This window comes from Nonomuraea sp. H19 (assembly GCF_052068215.1).
In the GTDB taxonomy this organism is placed as follows: Bacteria; Actinomycetota; Actinomycetes; order Streptosporangiales; family Streptosporangiaceae; genus Nonomuraea.
Genome location: NZ_JBQHCV010000021.1, coordinates 134,265 through 151,426 on the forward strand (window position 1 = coordinate 134,265; position 17,162 = coordinate 151,426).

Annotated in this window: 15 protein-coding genes and 1 pseudogene; 7 read left to right on the plus strand and 9 right to left on the minus strand. The window is 69.8% G+C overall.

Annotated elements, in window-relative coordinates:
- Positions 1 to 478: 478 nt before the first annotated feature.
- Positions 479 to 823: a hypothetical protein gene (locus tag ACTMTI_RS38095; RefSeq protein WP_441125564.1), complete on the plus strand. Its 345-nt coding sequence runs from the start codon at positions 479 to 481 to the stop codon at positions 821 to 823.
- 153 nt (positions 824 to 976) lie between these two features.
- Here ACTMTI_RS38095 and ACTMTI_RS38100 read toward each other — a convergent pair whose 3' ends face one another.
- Both ACTMTI_RS38100 and ACTMTI_RS38105 read right to left on the minus strand, forming a co-directional pair.
- The gene (locus tag ACTMTI_RS38100; RefSeq protein ID WP_441125565.1) at positions 977 to 1,171 is read right to left on the minus strand and encodes a hypothetical protein; all 195 of its coding nucleotides are present in this window, start codon (positions 1,169 to 1,171) and stop codon (positions 977 to 979) included.
- A gap of 128 nt (positions 1,172 to 1,299) precedes the next feature.
- Entirely contained in the window at positions 1,300 to 2,145 is an 846-nt protein-coding gene (locus tag ACTMTI_RS38105; protein ID WP_441125638.1) for an acyl-CoA thioester hydrolase/BAAT C-terminal domain-containing protein, read from the minus strand.
- A 277-nt stretch (positions 2,146 to 2,422) separates the two neighbouring features.
- Between ACTMTI_RS38105 and sigJ the strand changes: the two genes are divergently transcribed.
- Both sigJ and ACTMTI_RS38115 read left to right on the plus strand, forming a co-directional pair.
- Positions 2,423 to 3,295 carry an RNA polymerase sigma factor SigJ gene (gene sigJ, locus ACTMTI_RS38110; protein ID WP_441125566.1) on the plus strand — a complete coding sequence of 291 codons (873 nt, stop codon included), beginning with the start codon at positions 2,423 to 2,425 and terminating at the stop codon, positions 3,293 to 3,295.
- A gap of 130 nt (positions 3,296 to 3,425) precedes the next feature.
- A complete protein-coding gene (locus ACTMTI_RS38115; RefSeq protein ID WP_441125639.1) occupies positions 3,426 to 4,517 on the plus strand; it encodes an NAD(P)/FAD-dependent oxidoreductase in 1,092 nt (363 codons plus the stop codon).
- Positions 4,518 to 4,832: 315 nt separating this feature from the next.
- Here ACTMTI_RS38115 and ACTMTI_RS38120 read toward each other — a convergent pair whose 3' ends face one another.
- Together ACTMTI_RS38120 and ACTMTI_RS38125 are read right to left on the minus strand one after the other, a co-directional pair.
- Positions 4,833 to 6,038, minus strand: a complete 1,206-nt coding sequence (locus ACTMTI_RS38120) for an alpha/beta hydrolase (RefSeq protein WP_441125567.1) — start codon at positions 6,036 to 6,038, stop codon at positions 4,833 to 4,835.
- Positions 6,039 to 6,131: 93 nt separating this feature from the next.
- The gene (locus ACTMTI_RS38125) at positions 6,132 to 6,500 is read right to left on the minus strand and encodes a VOC family protein (RefSeq protein ID WP_441125568.1); all 369 of its coding nucleotides are present in this window, start codon (positions 6,498 to 6,500) and stop codon (positions 6,132 to 6,134) included.
- Between the two features lie 89 nt (positions 6,501 to 6,589).
- Between ACTMTI_RS38125 and ACTMTI_RS38130 the strand changes: the two genes are divergently transcribed.
- The gene (locus ACTMTI_RS38130) at positions 6,590 to 7,474 is read left to right on the plus strand and encodes a LysR family transcriptional regulator (protein WP_441125569.1); all 885 of its coding nucleotides are present in this window, start codon (positions 6,590 to 6,592) and stop codon (positions 7,472 to 7,474) included.
- Between the two features lie 135 nt (positions 7,475 to 7,609).
- Here ACTMTI_RS38130 and ACTMTI_RS38135 read toward each other — a convergent pair whose 3' ends face one another.
- The 4 genes from ACTMTI_RS38135 to ACTMTI_RS38150 are packed head-to-tail and all read right to left on the minus strand — an operon-like array spanning position 7,610 to position 12,250.
- Positions 7,610 to 8,785 (minus strand): cytochrome P450 family protein, encoded by a 1,176-nt coding sequence (locus ACTMTI_RS38135; protein WP_441125570.1) that lies wholly within the window; start codon positions 8,783 to 8,785, stop codon positions 7,610 to 7,612.
- A 2-nt stretch (positions 8,786 to 8,787) separates the two neighbouring features.
- A complete protein-coding gene (locus ACTMTI_RS38140) occupies positions 8,788 to 10,368 on the minus strand; it encodes a CocE/NonD family hydrolase (protein WP_441125571.1) in 1,581 nt (526 codons plus the stop codon).
- Entirely contained in the window at positions 10,365 to 11,627 is a 1,263-nt protein-coding gene (locus ACTMTI_RS38145; RefSeq protein WP_441125572.1) for a glycosyltransferase, read from the minus strand. The genes ACTMTI_RS38140 and ACTMTI_RS38145 overlap by 4 nt, the downstream gene beginning before the upstream one ends.
- Positions 11,624 to 12,250 carry a TetR/AcrR family transcriptional regulator gene (locus ACTMTI_RS38150; protein ID WP_441125573.1) on the minus strand — a complete coding sequence of 209 codons (627 nt, stop codon included), beginning with the start codon at positions 12,248 to 12,250 and terminating at the stop codon, positions 11,624 to 11,626. Before ACTMTI_RS38150 ends, ACTMTI_RS38145 begins: the two co-directional genes overlap by 4 nt.
- Positions 12,251 to 12,312: 62 nt before the next feature.
- Here ACTMTI_RS38150 and ACTMTI_RS38155 point away from each other — a divergent pair, with 62 nt between their 5' ends.
- The 3 genes and pseudogenes from ACTMTI_RS38155 to ACTMTI_RS38165 all read left to right on the plus strand — a co-directional run.
- Positions 12,313 to 12,900 (plus strand): DUF6653 family protein, encoded by a 588-nt coding sequence (locus ACTMTI_RS38155; RefSeq protein ID WP_441125574.1) that lies wholly within the window; start codon positions 12,313 to 12,315, stop codon positions 12,898 to 12,900.
- A 107-nt stretch (positions 12,901 to 13,007) separates the two neighbouring features.
- On the plus strand, positions 13,008 to 14,366 hold the full coding sequence (locus ACTMTI_RS38160) for a TrkH family potassium uptake protein (protein WP_441125575.1): 1,359 nt from the start codon (positions 13,008 to 13,010) through the stop codon (positions 14,364 to 14,366).
- Positions 14,367 to 14,412: 46 nt separating this feature from the next.
- A pseudogene (locus ACTMTI_RS38165) lies at positions 14,413 to 14,538 on the plus strand (TrkA family potassium uptake protein); the annotation flags it as partial.
- Positions 14,539 to 14,597: 59 nt separating this feature from the next.
- Here ACTMTI_RS38165 and ACTMTI_RS38170 read toward each other — a convergent pair.
- Entirely contained in the window at positions 14,598 to 17,036 is a 2,439-nt protein-coding gene (locus ACTMTI_RS38170) for a PEP/pyruvate-binding domain-containing protein (protein WP_441125576.1), read from the minus strand.
- Positions 17,037 to 17,162 lie beyond the last annotated feature (126 nt).

A 17,162-nucleotide genomic window follows, 5' to 3' on the forward strand; every position in this document is an offset into this window, starting at 1 on the left:
GCACCAGCTTGTCCGCGAACGCCCCCGCCGGCCCCGAATGGGGATCGGGCAGCGTGGGCTGCCGTCCTCGTCGCTTCCTGCGATCCCGAGTGTCCACGTCCTGCCTGCCTTCCTCGTGTGTCGACTACTGGTGGCTCGTTGCCGGCGCCTCCCTCTTCCTCCCATTGACTCCGTCCAATGACCGAACCCGGTCCTTGGACGGAGCCTGGACAAAGATGGCTGGGATTGGCGGCCATCCGATGGCAGGGTAAATATCGCCGGCTGGCACCCGCCGGGATTCCCGAGGTGACGTCCACGGTCACGGCGTCGCGCCCTCGCTCTGCGAAGGGACTCCCAACGGGGGATCATTCGGACGGCCGGCCGTCATCGCGGCCATCGGGGGCGTCGTCCCTGCCATCGACGTCCCCGAACATGCCGGTCCTGCGGGCCGAATCCCAGCTCGGCGAGGCGAACTGCTCACCTTGGAAAGGAACCGTTCATGTCCACGATTACTCGTAGGGCGAGCCTGCGTACCCGTGCGGCCGTCGTCGCCGCTTCCGCCGTCGTCACCGCCGGTCTGGGCATCGGCGTCAGCGCCACTCCGGCGTCGGCGGACGTCCACCGCGGTGTCGCCGGGTGTTTCGCCTGGTCCTGGGGGGACGGCAACACGTCCGTGACGGTGTACTGGCACAACCGGTGCGGCAACAAGCGCAAGCTGTACATCAAGTACAGCCTGGGCTGGACCACCAAGAGCTATACGGCGATCGTCAAGGCCGACGGCAAGGGGCACAAGAAGTTCCAGACCGCTTCGATCGTGTCCATCAAGGACGGCGGCCGAGTCTAGACCGAGGGCCACGCCATCGGGATTGAGCACATGACTCCTTGTCGGCGGAGGGTTCGAAGTCAAGACAGCAGGATGAACCACACTGACTTTGATGGAGACCTCAGCAGTAAGGTTCGTGTCGAGGCTAATAGATCACTTCTCGCTGAGTTGTTCTCAGTAACCGAAGATCGCGTTGTGTGATGACGACAGGGTCCAATCGTTCTCGCGGCAGAGCAGGACCAGCGCCGCCTGGACGATCTTCCCGACGCGCCTGGGGCCGACACTGGCCCGGCGCAGGGCCTCGAACGTGACGGCGATCAGGGCGTTGGCGCGTTCACCGATCCACGCGGGCCAGACATCGGCATGCACCCCTGACCGCCGCACCGGGGCCACAGCTGAGGGGGTCCGCCCGTCGAAGTGCAGTAGAGCATCGTCATCACAGGGATTCAACGGAGGCCTGCCCGACCGTCACCTGGGGCCGCCAGACGCCGATCGTGTCAGCCGCGAAGCAGGTCGAGGATGTGCGGCCAGGCGGCAGCTCCGAGTTCGGCGTCGGCGACAGCGTCACCCCCGTAAACGAAGTGCGGGGATGCGGGGGCGGGCCCTTCCCCTGGGAGACGCGGGCGATGGCCGGCTTCGGCGCTGCTGATCAGGCGAGCTGTACGGCCGGCGGTGCGGCGACGGGCGGCAAGTCGCTCGGCGAACGGCAGGGACGGCCACATCGCATCGTCCCCTCCTGCCACCAGCAGCACGTCAGCCCTCGTCTCCTCGATAGGGATCTCGGCGGCGAGGAACATGTCGGCGAACGTCCGTTCGCTGCGCTCGTACCAGCCGCGGATAGCTTTCGGACCGCCCGCAGGTTCGGCAGCCGTCCAGTCATCGTCGTAGGGGACGAAGGGCAGCGGCTGTCCCTTCCATGTCCAGGACGACCTGTACGGGCGATGCTGCCCATCTCGCCCTGGGCCGGCATTGCCCCATACCACCGAGGTGGGCGACATCGCCACGACGCCGTCAACACGCGGGTCATGGACGGAGGTGAGCAGGGCGGCCTCCGCCCCTTTGGAAGACCCCAGCAGGCAAATGCGGCGTACTCCGGTGGACTCGAGCAGATCGATGGCGGACGTGAAAGTCTCCAGAGGGATCTCGCAAATGCCCGGTGACTGTCCCGGACCGCCGAACCATCGAATCGACATCGCGGTCATCCCCTCCCGAGCGAGGATGCGAGCCCTCTCCCGTTCGATACGACCGCTCGACCCCGCCAGGACAAGGACGCCTGTGTGGCTGCCGGGCCCCGGGGTGATCAAGACGCCTTCCCACGGCTCGGTCAGTTCTTGCGCGTCCATGTTCACCCTCATCTCTCGGCACTTGGCGGCACCGCACTTTACTGGGGGCGCCTGCCACCGGCCGGAGGGCGTTCGGCGGTCAACCACGTTCAACTGGAGAGCGGCTATCGGGATCTGCGGTTCGAAGAGGGATCGATGACCGCCTTGAACCTGGCGGATGAGGTTGTTGGTGGCGCCGTCGCCCGGTACTCAACCGTCCACACACCGCCAGAGGCGTTGCCGACGGTATTCACTAAGATTCATCAGGTCCTGATCCGAGGGCGGTAGGAGGCCGAGGGTGGAGCTGCCCGGCACGTTGGCGACGGCCGACTGGGAAGCGCATCGCCCCGCGGTTTTCGGGGCGGCCTACCGAATTCTCGGCACCGTGGCCGAGGCCGAGGACGTGACGCAGGAGGTCTGGTTGCGCGCCGCCGCCGCCGACCTGTCCGAGGTGCAAGATCTGCGGGCCTGGCTGGTGACCCTGGCCGCCCGGACGTCCTACAACGTGCTGAAGTCGGCGCGCGTCCGGCGCGAGTCCTATGTCGGCCCCTGGCTGCCCGAACCGCTGCTGACCGGGCCCGACGCCGCCGCCCAGGTGCTCATGGACGAGTCGGTGAGCACCGCGATGCTGGTGGTCATGGAGACGCTCTCCCCCGCCGAACGCGTCGCGCTGGTGCTGCACGACGTCTTCGACTTCCCGTTCAGCCGGATCGCCCAGGTGCTCGGCGGCACACCCACCGCCAGCCGAAAGCACGCCTCCCGCGCGCGGGCGCGGGTCGCCGCGGTCAAGGAGCGGCCCCGGGCGTCCAAGGTCGAGACCGAACGCGTGCTCAAGGCGTTCAAGGCAGCCGCCGACGCGGGCGACATGGCCGCGCTCGTCGAGCTGCTGCACCCCGAGGCCGTCTATGTCGCCGACGGCGGCGGCAAGGTGACCGCCGCGCGCAGGCCGGTCCTGGGCGCCGAGCCGGTCGCCCTGCTGGCGGTCAGGCAGATCCAGCTCAGGCGCCCCGACGCGTTCCAGATCATCGAGGTGAACGGGCAGCCGGCCCTGGCGACCTACCGCGGCGGCGAGCTGGTCTGGCTCGACACCGTGGAGATCGCCGACGGGCGGATCACGGCGTTCAGGAGACTGGCCAATCCCGAGAAGTTCGCCCACATCGGTCACATCTGAACCCGCCATCTTGTCTCCCTGCCGAATCCCCCGATCCCCCGGGGCGAGGCTGAGAGAGGACGAGACGATGGCACACGTTGTGATCATCGGAGGCGGTTTCGCGGGCGTGTGAAGCGCGGCGGGAGCGGCGCTGGCACGCGGAGACGCGGACCTGCGCATCACGCTCATCGCGCCGAACGATCACCTGGTGCTGCGCCCGCGCCTGTACGAGCCGGATCCGGACCTGGCCAAGGTGGAGCTCAGCAGGATCCTCGAGCCGATCGGCGTCGAGCACCTGCGAGCCTCGGTGAGCACGATCGACATCGACCGCCGCGTGGTGGTGGCCGACGGCGCGGAGATCGGCTATGACCGCCTGGTGCTGGCGGCGGGCAGCAAGCTCGTTCAGCCCCAGGGCCTGCCGGGCGCTGAACGGCTCTTCGACATCGACACCCTGGACGGGGCCCGGCGGCTCACCGGCCATCTGCGCGACCGGGAGGACTATGCCGCCGTGGTCGTCGGCGCCGGGTTCGTCGGACTGGAGGCCGCGACCGCACTGGCGGCCCGGGGCCGGGTGCTGCTGGTGGACCGGTCGGAGGTGGTCGCAGACCAGCTCGGTCCGGGCCCGCGCGAAGAGATCGAGGCGGCGCTGGACGAACTGGGCGTCGAACGCCGCCTCGGGACCACGGTGACGGAGGTCGGCGACGGATACGCCCTCCTCTCCGACGGCACCGAGGTCGAGGCGGACGCGGTGGTCTGGTCCGTGGGGATCATGGCCAGCGAGCTCACCCGGCAGATCTCCGACGAACTCGACCACCTCGGCCGGGTGCCGGTGGACCAACGGCTGCGCGCCCTTCCCGAGGTGTTCGTCGCCGGGGATGCGGCCGCGGCGGCGTTCGACGCCGAGCACACGGTCATGCAGGCTTGCCAGCACGCCACTCCGCTCGGCAAGGTCGCCGGGTACAACGCGGCGGCCGACCTGCTCGACGTGCCGCTGCGCGACTTCACTCCCGGCCCGTACGTCACCTGCCTGGACCTGGGCGGCGCCGGCGCGATCTTCACCCGGGGCTGGGACCGCAGGGTGATGGCCTCGGGCGCCGACGGCGCGGCCGTCAAGAAGCGGATCAACCAGCACATCCACCCGCCGGTCGACGACGCCTCGAAGATCCTCGCCGCCGCCGGCCGGGTCTACATCGAGCTTCCCTTCTTCCCCCGCGACGAGAAGAAGGCCGCCCCCGCCGTATGAACCCCGTACCCCTCCAGAACGCGGCGGCCCACCGGGCCGCCGCGTTCCCCGACTCCCGCTCGGAAACGCGGGGTCCAGGGCTGTGCGGTGAGACCTGATGGAGTACGGCGTCCAGCCGGCCGCGATCATCCCGAGATGTGGTCCAGATCCTGACGAGCAGAGCGAACCGCCGGCACCGAACCAGGCACGCCACGGCAGGCGGGAAGGTGCAGACCGCCGCTTTCTCATCCGACGAGCCGCGTGCCAACGTGGGGTTCGCCTGCGTAGACGCGCTCAGGCTCGGCCACCCGGTGGTCGCCGAGCCGGTCTGACACCTCAGCCGTTGATCACGTGTTCCTGGAGGAATCGGCGGACGTGGGGTCGCATGATCTGCGAGCCCCAGCTGCCCCACTGGCCGGTGAAGTTGTGCTCGGCCCAGGGGACGGTCACGGCGGTGGCCGGCACGCCGGCGGCCTGGAGTTTGACGGCCAGGTCGGCGGCCTGGGTGGCGGGGATCATGTGGTCGCGGTCGCCCTGGATGAGCAGGGTCGGCGGAAGACCGGGCCGGGCGTGCGTGACCGGGGAGGAGGCCTCGTAGCGGGCGCGGTGGGCCTCGATGCCGCCGCCGAGGTAGTCGCCGACGGCACTGGCCGCCACGCCGGGCAGGCCGGTCTCCTCCAGCAGACGGGGCAGGTCGGTGGGCGCGTACCAGCCCATGACGGACTTCACCGGCGCCTGGGGCACCTGGCAGGAGGGCGGGAACTGAGGGTCGTCGGCGGTGTACGCGGCGATCATGGCGAGCTGGCCGCCGGCGGAGTCGCCGGCGATCGAGACGTTGGACGGTGCGATGCCGTACTCGCCGGCCTTGGCGCGGATCCAGCCGAGCGCGCATTTGACGTCTCCCACCGCGTCCTGCCAACGCGGCGGCGGAGCCAGCCGGTAGTCGACGGAGAAGACGGTGACGCCCTGGTCGGCCATCCAGCGCAGCCAGGGGGCGCTGTCGGCGCGGGTGCCGGAGTTCCATGAGCCGCCGTGGACGTAGAGCAGCGCGGGCTTGCTCGCGGCGAGCGTCCCCGGCCGGTACACGTCGACCTTGAGGTCCTGGCCGTCGAGGGTGGCGTAGGTCTCGGTCGAGGTGGGGGTCGCCGCGGCCGGTGAGGCGAAGTACGCAGACCAGGAGACCTCGCCGGTACGGACGGCCGCCGCCCAAGGCACGGCGACCATGAGCACGGCCAGCAGGCCTGCCAGCACGCCGGCGCCGAACAGGGCACGGCGGCCGGAGCGCCACGCCGCCACCGCGGTCGCGGCGGCACCGAGCGCGCAGACGATCAGGAACCCGGTCAGCCAGGGCACGAACAAGGCGATCATGCCGAGCGTGTCCTGCACCGGGCCCATGGGGAGGCGCGGCGCGAAGAACGCCACCCCCAAGACGCCGACCAGCACGCACATGGCCCAGGCCAGGATGCGGGCGACACGCCGCCACACGTTTCGGGCCTTGCCCTTCTGCGGAACCGCAACTGTCCGGCTAGCGGTCAATGTCATGTTTCCTCCTTAGCGCGTTGCGCACATTGTACGCATGATGCGAACGCTGTACGCAAGGGAGATGTCAAAGTGCACGAGAAAGCGCGATGTCGCTCAGGCGCCGGCGGGCGCCGTCCATTCCACGAGCCGGACCACGATCCCGCTGGGATCGGTCAGCTGGAACAGCCGCTCCGCCCACGGCTCCTCGCGTAGCGGCATGCTGATGGGAGCCCCCTCCCGCACAAGCCTTTCGTACTCGGCGGCGACGTCGGTGACAGTGAAGGTCACCACCACCCCGGTCGCCGGCCGCTCTCCGGCGCCTCGCAGTTGCAGCACGATGTCACTGGCGGCGTCCGGGCGGACGAGGCAGGCGTAGTCCCCGCCCGCCACGGACTCGTGGAACCCGAGGTGATCGATGAAGAAGTTGCTGGACGCCGCCACGTCGTCGACGTTCAGCGTCACCGCGGAAGCGATGATGTTCACGCCATCAGCGTGCCCGGAGGCCGCCCGGGTGGACAACGCCGGATCCGGTAGCGTGCCTTAACCTCTCGCTAAACGACGAACGGGACCGCGTGGAACTTCGCGACATCGAGATCTTCCTGACTCTCGCCGAAGAGCTGCACTTCGGCCGCACCGCGGAACGGCTGCACGTCACGCCGGCCCGCGTGAGCCAGGCGATCAAGAAGCAGGAACGCCGCATCGGCGCCGCCCTGTTCGAACGCGACAACCGCCGCGTCGCGCTGACCCCCATCGGGCAGCAGCTCTTCGACGACCTCCAGCCGATGTACCGCGGGCTGCACGCGGGCATCGAGCGCGCCGTCCTGGCCGCCCGCGGGACGACGAACGTGCTGCGCCTGGGCATGGTCAACGAGAATCCCCAGGACCTGCGCCCGCTGTTCGACACCTTCAAGAGCCGTCAGCCCGAATGCGACCTCCAGCTCCGCTACGCCGGCTTCGCCGATCCCTTCAGGCTGCTGCGGTCCGGAGACATCGACCTGCTGATCGCCTGGTTACCGGTCAGGGAGCCCGACCTCACCGTGGGCCCCATCGTCTGCACCGAGCCGGTCGTCCTCGTGGTCGGCCCCGACCACCGGCTGGCCGGCCGGGAATCGGTGTCGTACGAAGACCTCGGAGACGAGGTCGTCTTCGGCGGAGCCCGGCCGGACTACTGGCGAAACTGGCTCGTACCCACCCACACCCCCAGCGGCCGCCCGATCCGGGTCGGACCCATCGTCGCCAACTCCGCCGAAATGATCCCCCTCGTCGCGAACGGCGAGGCCGTCTCACCGTGTTTCGCCCACTCCATCCGCTACTACGCCCGGCCCGACCACATCTACGTGCCCATCCGCGACGCTCCCCTGGGCCGCTGGGCGCTCATCTGGCGCACCGCCACCGAGACCAACCTGATCCGGGCCTTCGCCGAGACCGCCCGCGACCTCGGCCCCATCGCCCTTTGAACCCGCACGCGCACCAGACCTTGTCGTCGGACCCGTTCGCCGCGCAGGTCACCGAACCTTCGGCTGTTCGCATCGCGGGTGTGTCCAGCCAACGGCCGCTGGTGCGGCTTCGCCTGATTGCGAGTGAGCGGCGGCTCAGAGGGGCGTGGCGGCGCAGGTGCGGACCGGCAGGCGCGTCAGCGCCCGCTTCATGCCGGGCTGCCAGCCGATCTCGGGGGCGGGCACTGCCGGCGCAAGCCTGGGGAAGCGGCGGAGAAGGCTGGTGAGCGCGATCTGGGTCTCGGCTCTGGCCAGGGCGGCGCCCAGGCAGTAGTGGATGCCGTGGCCGAAGCCGAGGTGGGCGATGTCCGGGCGGTGGAGGTCGAGCAGGTCGGGTTGGACGAAGCGGCGCGGGTCCCGGTTCGCCGCGGCGTACACGACCTGGACGGCGTCCCCCGCCGGGATGGTGACACCGGCGATCTCCACGGGCTCCAGCGCGTAGCGCATGACGGCGATCTCGGCGGGCCCGGTGTAGCGCAGGAATTCCTCGACCGCGTCCGCGACGTCGCCCAGCTCGTGCGGGCGCGTGAGCAGGAGCCAGACGCTCTGGCTGATGAGACCGACGGTGGTCTCGTGTCCCGCGATCAGAATGCTGATCGACAGCGCGATCAGCTCCTGGTCACTGAGCCGGTCGCCGTCGTCCTCCTGGACCCTGACCAGGTCCGACAGGAGATCGTCGGCCGGAGCGGCCCGCTTGACCCCGATCAGATCGGCCATGTAGCCGACCAGTCCCCGGGCCCCCGAAGCGATCCGGTCCAGGTCGCCCGCGCCAAGGTCGGCGGCCCAGGTGCGCCAGATGTCGCGGTCCTGCTCCGGTACGCCGAGCAGCTCGCAGATCACCTGGATCGGCAGCGGGTAGGCGAACCGCTCGATCAGGTCGAACTCCTCCGGCAGGCCGGACAGGAGCTCGTCGACGATCTGCTGGATGCGCGGACGCAGCCGTTCCACCCGGCGGGCGGTGAACTCGCGCGAGACCAGCCGGCGCAGCCGGGTGTGGTCCGGCGGGTCGTAGGCACCCAGGGTGTGCATCAGGTACGGCGCCACGTCCTCGGGCAGCCCGGCGGCCGCGGCTACGTCGATCTTGGACTGCTTGGTGACGTCGCTGCTGAAGCGCGGATCGGTCAGCACGGCAACGCTTTCGGGATAGCCGGTGATGAGCCAGATGGGGGTGCCGTCCACGTACTGGCCGCGGCTGACCGGCCCGTCCTTTGCCAGGCCGGCCAGGAATGCGTCCCGGTCGGAGGCCGTCAGCAAGCCGATGATGTTGGTCATGGTCAGGGCTCCAGAACGGGGAGGAGAACGGCTGAGGGCCGTGCGGGGTCGTGGTGGACGAGGCGTACGCCGGCTGCCGGGTTGCGGTCCCAGCGAGGGAATGCGCCTGCGGTGATCTGCACGCGGATGCGGTGGCCGCGTCTGAACCGGTACGCGGTCGGCCACAACCCGAACTCCGCGGATGCCGGTAGCGGGGTGAACCGCTGGAGCCCGTCGGACACGTGCGTGGCTTTGCCGGACGGCGCCAGGTCGCACACCCGCACGTAGAAATCGGCGCTCGGAGCTTCGGACGAGACGTGCAGCAGCGCCCGCGGGACACCGATGACGTCGAGGTCTTCCGGCAGCGGCTCGCCGGAATAGGTGAGCACGTCGGCGCGGTTGCGCAGGACCCGTTCGCCGTGTGCTCGTCTGATGCCGATCACTTGCGGTGGCGGCTGGGGGTCGGGGGTGGGGTCGGCGGGGTCGTAGCTGAGGCGGTCGGGCTCGGACTCCGGCGGCATGGCGGGCGCGAGCGCACCGCCCGGCTGCAGGCGCAGCGACTGCGGTTGAACTCCGGGCGGCGGGTAGCGGTCCAGGTCGAGCCACTCACCGGCGCCACCGAGGTGGATGCGGACGGGCGCCTCACGTAGTCCGGTCCGGTCGCCGAGCAGGTGCGCACGCAGCCAGAGCAGTCCTTCCCGGGTGCTGGTGAGCGACGCTTCGGTATCCCAGTGGCTCCACGGGCCGATCGTCAGGTACGGCTCTCGTCCGGCGCGGCGCAGCTCCCGATAGTCGCGGATCAGAGCTGGCAGCATGAAGTCGCGCCAGCCGCCGACCAGGTGGTTCGGCGCGGTGACCGCCGCGACCGTGGCGCTGTGGTCGCCGCGCACCCACCAAGGGTCATCGGCTCGCTCGTGGGCCAGCCATTCCCGCCAGTGCGGCACCACCGTACCGAGCGCGACCTCGTCGGCCTCGGCGACCGGGAGGCGCCGCGCCGCCGCCGTACGCCTGCGCGTGCCGCGGACCAGGGCGGACAGGTACGACAGCATCGGGCGTTCCTGGTGGTGGACCATGCCGATCCAGCCCAGGAAGATCTCCAGCGAGAGCGCGTCGCCCGGATAGACCATGCTGCGAAAGTCGGAGCTGGTCAGCTGGGTGGACATGGCCCGCAGCATCGGCCCGGCCTGGGCGGCGATGGCCCATTGGGTGTAGCCGAGGTAGCTGGCGCCGGTGGTGCCGAGCACGCCGTTGAACCACGGCTGCCGCTTCAGCCAGGCCAGCACCGCCAGCCCGTCGTCGCGTTCGCTGACGAACGGGTCCAGCTCGCCGCCCGACCCGCACGTGCCCCGGCCGCTGACGACCAGCACATGAAATCCTCGCTCGGCGATCAGCTCGGACATGAAGAAGCCCTTGGTGCGGTCGGTGTAGACCGAGCGGGTCATGACCGTGGGCCGCGCGCCGATGCCCTGCGGCGCGTAGTGATCGGCCAGCAGGACCACGCCGTCCGGCGTGGTGATGGGCAGGTCCTTCTCCACTGTGACGGTGCGGGTCTCGGCGGGCGGGAGCTTGGCCTGGCGGGCGAGGATGCGGCCGACGACGCTCATAACAGCGACTCCAGAATCTTCACGGCGCGATCGGCGCCGTTTTCGGCGCGGATGAGGTGCCCCAGGCTTTCGGCAGCGCGAGTGATGGCGGGGTCGGTGGTGGCTCGGCGGATGGCGGCGGCGAGCCCGTCGGCGGTGAGGCGGCGCTGCGGCTGAGGTGGCGGGGCGACACCGGCCGCGTGCATGCGGGCGGCCCAGAACGGTTGGTCGGCGACGAAGGGGCAGACCACCTGTGGCCGCCCGGCCCTCAGCGCGGCGCCGGTGGTACCGCTGCCGCCGTGGTGGACGATCGCGGCCATCCGCGGGAACAGCCAGTCATGCGGCGCCTGATCGAGCATGAAGACGGTGTCGGGCAGGTCGTTCACGCGGAGGCCGCCCCAGCCGGAGGCCAGCACCGCCCGCACTCCTGCCCGCCGCACGGACTCGACCACGACGCGGCCGACCCGCGCGGGATCGGTGCCGGCCATGCTGCCGAACCCGATGTACACCGGCGCGTCCCCGGCCTCCAAGAAGGCGGCCAGTTCGGCGGACGGAGCCCAGCCCGGCGGGGCGGGCAGGAACCAGAAGCCGGTGGTGTGCACCCAGGCCGGGTAGTCCAGGCCGTCCGGGAGCACGTGCCGGCTGAAGCCTTGCAGCACGGTGGCCGGGCTGCCGTCCGGCTGGCGCAGGAAGTCGTGGCGCCCGCGCCGCAGCGGCAGACCCAGCCGCTCCTTGCGCAGCCGGTCGGTGACGCCGCCGAACAAGCGCAGCATCAGCTTGATGGAGAGGTAGGAGACCCGGTTGAGCGCCTTGGGCAGCGGCAGTGGCAACATCGGGTTGCGGAAGGCGGCGGTCGGCACCCATACCGGCTGCAGCGCGGCAGGCACCGCAGGAACACCCAGCCGCTCAGCGAAGTGGTGAGCGGGGATGCCCGGCGGGTGCACCACCAGGTCGGCCCCCGCCTCCGCCACGGTGGCCATGTCGTCGAACACCTTCGCCATCAGCGGCTTGCTGCGCCGCATCACCTGCAGCGCGACCTTCTTGCCGCGCAGCCCTCGATAGTTGGTCTCGATGGCCTCCCGGATCCCAGGGTCATCGATCAGCTTGTTGGGCCCATCGTCCAGCGGAGCGAACGGGATGCCGTGCCCTCGTGCGATCGAGGCCAGCGCGGCGGGCGCGCCCAGGACCGCCTCGTGACCCGCCTGCCGCAGGGCCAGGGCGAGCCCTGCGTACGGCTGCACGTCCCCACGCGTCCCGTGGGTCAGGATGAGCACCCTCATCGCGACCGTCGTTCCTTCCTGACCGCGTCCCATGCCGTCAGGGCACGATCGTCGGCGAACACCCCGTTGGTGAAGATCTCGATGGCGGCTCGCGAGTACCGCATCATGGTGTCCATGTCGTGCAGGTCCGGCACGCCCAGCACCCTGGACAGGTGGGCGCCGAAGGCCAGCGGCGCGAGCAGCCAGGTCACGTAGATCGCGGCGCGGGCGCGCGGGTCCTCGCTGGGATGCGCCCACCCTTCTCCCACGCCCTGCTCCAGCCACCGCCCGCTGGCCTCGACGATCTCGTCGAACAGCGCCGCCGCCTCCGGCGTGCCGTCCAGGAACGCCCGGCCCAGGTACAGCCGCACCGGGGCGCCGGCCTCCAGCATCGCCGTCAGCCCTGCGGTGTCCTCCAGATCGGCTTCCGGGCCACCGCGCACCAGCGAGATCACATAGGCGTCGCACTCCTTGCGCAGGCCTTCCTTGGTGCCGAAATGGTGCAGGACCAGGGCGTGCGACACACCGGCGCGCGCGGCGACCGCCCGCAGGCTCACCCGGTTGACGCCCTCGGCGCCGAACAGTTCCAGCGCCGCGTTCCTGATCCTGGCCCGCGCCGTAAGATCGTCATCTACTGACCGCATGCTCAGTATCCTAACCAAATGGTCAAGCATGTGCGGTCTCCTCCCTCCACCAAGGAGCAACCATGAAGCTCACCCAGGCCGCCGCGGCGATGTTCGGACTCAACGACGAGTCCTGGAAGCGGCACGCCAACGCGTGGAGCGTGTGGACCCGGATGGCCGGGCTCGCGCCGATCCTGGTGTTTTATGTGTTCTTCGACTCCAAGGAGGCGCTTTATCTGAAGTTGATGCTGCACCAGAGCGGCGAGGTGAAGCGCAGGGTGGTCGACGGTGCCCTGCTGAGCACCGGCGACACCCGCGAGGGGCTGCGCCGCTTCCTGCACGCCACCCTCGCCGAGTTGTCGGCCAACCCGCTGTGGCGCCGACTGATGACCCATCCGGAGGAGATGCAGGCGGTGGCCCGTAAGCTGGATCCCACCAGGGTCACCGCCGCGGCGGACAACCCCGTCACCGCATTGAGCGAGATCGTCACCGCCAAGGCAGAGGGAGGGGAACTGATCGCGGCCGAACCCGCCGTGATCATCGGTGTGCTGCAGTGCGTGCTGCTGGTGCCGATGTTCGCCGAACGGCTCGGCGATCCCGCCCTCCACCTCAAGATCCTCGACCTGCTGATCGACATCATCACCGCAGGCCTCACCCCGGGGAAGGACTGATCCAACATGATCGTCACGGCCGGCCGGTTCGACGATGAGCGCGGCCTCTGCGTCAGGCGCGGCCGTGCTCACCGGCCTGCGGACGGGCACAGCCGCCAGAGGTGTCGATGAGGCGCAGCCGATGGGCCTCGGCCCTATTCGATCGCTTCCAGCATCCGGCACAGGTGATCGCGACCAGCTTCGGGGCCGCAATACTGCTGGGCACCGCTTTGCTGGCCTCGCCGCTGGCCACCGCCTCGGGTGAGCCGGCCGATTGGATCACGGCTCTGTTCACTGCGACCTCGGCGGTGTGCGTGACCGGCCTGGTCGTGGTGGACACCGCGGGGCACTGGTCGGTGTTCGGCGAGGTGGTGATCGCCGCCCTGATCCAGGTCGGCGGGCTGGGCATCATGACGCTGGCCACGCTGTTCACCGTGCTGGTGGCCGGTCGGCTCGGCTTGCGTGCCCGCATATTCGCCCAAGCCGAGACCAAGACGCTGAACATGTCCGATGTACGGCGAGTCGTGCGCAATGTGGTCGTGTTCAGCCTGCTCTGCGAGGCCGTGGTGGCCGTGGTGCTCACCATCCGTTTCCTGACCGGGTATGGCGAGCCGTTCGGCCGCGCCGTCTATCTCGGCGGGTTCCATGCGGTGTCGGCGTTCAACAACGCCGGATTCGCCCTCTGGCCCGACAACCTGATGAGGTTCGTCACCGACCCGTGGATCTGCCTGCCCATCGCCGCCGCGGTCATCGTCGGCGGACTCGGCTTCCCTGTGGTCTTCGAGCTGGCCCGCTCGTGGCGGCACCCCAGCCGCTGGACGGTTCTCACCAGGATCACAGTCGGGGTAACGCTGGTCCTGCTGGTGGTCGGCACGCTGGTCTTCCTGGCCACCGAGTGGCGCAACCCCGCGACGTTGGGCAGGCTGGATGAGCCCGGCAAGCTGCTGGCCGCCTTCTTCACCGGGGTGATGCCGCGCACGGCCGGGTTCAACAGCCTGGACATCGCCCAGCTGTATCCCACCAGCCTGCTCGCCACCGATGTGCTGATGTTCATCGGCGGTGGCAGCGCGGGCACCGCGGGCGGCATCAAGGTCACCACGTTCGGGCTGCTGGCCTTCATCATCTGGGCCGAGATGCGCGGCGAGCCCCGCGTCAACATCGGCCACCGCCGCCTGGCCGAAAACGCGCAGCGGCAGGTCATCTCGATCACTGCGATCAGCGTCGGCCTTGTCGGGATCGCCACCTACGTGCTGCTGGCGCTCACCCCGCACAGCCTGGACCAGGTGCTGTTCGAGGTGGTCTCCGCATTCGGCACCGTCGGGCTGTCCACCGGCATCACCGCCGACGCCACACCAGCCGGGCACCTGCTGCTGGTGCTGCTCATGTTCGTCGGCCGGATCGGTCCGCTGACCCTGGGCTCCGCGCTCGCGCTCAAGGAACGCGCCCGTCATTACGAACTACCCGAGGAGCGCGTCATCGTTGGCTGACACCAAGAAGAGCGACGCGGTCGTCGTGCTCGGGCTGGGGATCGACGACACCTGGGCGAAAGCGATCAGCAGGCGGCACGGCCGGATTCTCACCCGCATCGGCGTTCAGCACGTCGTCTTTCCTGAACACGACATGGGCGAGCGCGTCGCCCACCTGGTCGTTTCCGGCCGGCCCGAGCAACTCGAGCGCTTTGCCGAACTGCCCTGAGGAGGCCTGGTGCCCGGAAAGTCTCAGCCGTCCTCCTCCACCCGCACCGTGCCTGCGGTCCCGTCGATCGTGATCAGCTGCCCGGTCTTGATCCGGTGCGTGGCGTTCCGGACGCAGATGACGGCCGGGATGCCGTACTCGCGGGCAACGGTGGGGCCGTGTGCCACCGGCGATCCGGTCTCGGTCACCAGCCCCGCCGTCGTCATGAACAACGGGGTCCAGCCGGGATCCGTCGTAGGGGCTACGAGGATCTCGCCCGGCTCGATGTGCGCGCCGGCCGGGTCGCGGATGACCCGCGCCCTGCCGGTCGCCCGCCCGGCGGCCCCTGCCATCCCTGTCAGCACCCCGTCTTCCATGGGTTCCTGCGGGGCGAGCGCCTCCACATCGGTCCCGTCGGATAGGAGAGCGCCGGGGACGGCGGGCCGTCGCAGCTCCCGCTCGTATTCGGCGCGGCGCGCAGCGACCAGGTTCCGATGGTCGACTCCGTCGTGTACGGCGGACCGGGCCTCGAAGAGATCGAGGAACATGATGTCGTCGGCGCGCTCCAGCAGGCCGCGAGAGGCCAGATCGTCTCCTGTCAGCAGGAGTTGACGGCGCGCCGCCTGGAGCGCCGGCAGCCAGGCGAACTTCCCGATCTCCCGGAGCCCCGTGAGCTTGCGCGAGCGGCGCATGAAGAACGTCGCCAGCCGGCCACGGACCGGTCTGGTGCGCCGCGCTCGCCGCGACAGCGTCTCGATCATTTTCTCCGCCTTGTCGGCGGCCTGCTCGAACCGCCGGTCAGGCGCCTGCTCGGGGTCGTCCACGCGAAGGTAGTTGGCGATCGCGGCGAAGAGGGGTGCCGGGTCCTCCTCCCAGCGGGGCATGCCGACGTCGATCTCGGCGGCCGCCCGCATGCCGTATCTGTCGAGGAAGTCAGCCATCCCGATATCGGGAAGTTCGCCCGCGCGATGCTTCCCGGCGAGTTCCTCCAGCGGAGTGGTGAGGAACAGGTCGCCGTGTTCCCGTGCGTTCACCGCGAGCCTCCAGAGCGCGAGGTCCATCTCCGTGGTCACGTTGTGCGGCATCCCGCCCAGGACGATGTCCAGCTCGTCCTCGGCGGCGACGCCTTTGAGCAGCCCGGACGGCGCCACGCCGACGAGCATCCCGGTCAGCAGCGGCCACACGAGCCGCATCATGGCGGGACCCATGACAGCCGCATGGGAGTCCTCGATCACCCAGCGCAGCCGCTCCGCCGACGTGGCCGGCTCGGTCGGCGGCGCGGTCTGGCGCCTGATCTCGTCCAGGGCGCGATAGGCCATGACCCGGGCATCGTCCGGCCTGGCCAGACTCCGGACGAGGCCGAAGACCGCACCCGGCGCCAGCCGTAGCGTCATCTTCGCGGCATTGCCGGGGCGGAAGGGCAGGCCGCGCCGCGGAGCGAACCGCGGATCGTCCAGCATGCGCTCGACGGCGCCCTGCACCCGCGGCCCGTACACCTCCAGAGAAGTCCGCAGCCGCTTGCGCATGGACTTGTTGCGGGCGAAATCGGTCAGATCGAAGTAGAGCCGCCCGCCGATGGGGACCAGCCGAGGCAACGGATCGCGCGGATCGATCCTGGCACCCATCGCTTTGAACCACATGCCCGAACCCGTCTTGAGCAACGACACCCCCATCGGTGTAGTCGGCCGGAGCATCCCTTGAATGTGGCCGAACTCGAGATAGATCCGGGTGTCGCCGGTGTCCGGCGGAGCCGGGAACAGGGTGGTGACCGGCCGGGACTGCAGCAGCCACAGCGTTCCGTCCGCATCGATCGCCCACTCGATGTCCTGCGGCGACCCGAAGTGCTCCTGCAGCCGCCGCCCGGCGTCCCGTAACCCTTCGAGCTGCTCCTTGCCGAGGCACCCGTCGCCGTTCCGCACGGCCGGCGCCTGGTGGCCGACGACGTAGTGGTCGGGGACGACGGTGCCGTCGACGACGGCGGTCCCCAGCCCGGGGGCGGCGTCGACGACCATCTCGGTGCGGCAGCCGGTGATCGGGTTGGCAGTGAACATGACACCGGCGACCGCGGGGTCGATCATGCGCTGGACCACCACGGCCATGGCGGCGTCGTCGATGCCCACGGCGGCGCGGTAGGCCACGGCGCGCTCGGTGTACAGGGAGTCCCAGCACTTGCGGACCGCATCGATGAGCGGGCCGGCACCCTCGACATTGAGGTAGGTGTCCTGCTGGCCGGCGAAGCTGGCGTCCGGCAGGTCCTCGGCGGTGGCGCTGGAACGGACGGCCACGCGTCCGCCGCCGAGCCGCTCGTAGGCGTCGATCAGCTCTTTCTCCGGCAGATACCGGGACTTGTAGGACTCGACGGTCAGGCAGAAGCCGTCCGGGACGCGCTCACCTGCCTTGATCATCTCGCCGAGCCCGGTGGCCTTGCCGCCCACCAGATCGATCATGGAGGAGTCGATCTCAGACAGCTGGATCAGTTTCATCTCTTGTCCTCCTCGCGGCTTTCGCTTGGATCTTCACAGAGGGAACGCGATCTCCCGGGTGCTGCGAACGCGGCGGTCGGCCTCGTCCTCGTACCGCTCAGCAAGCCCATGCCGGACGCACGTGGT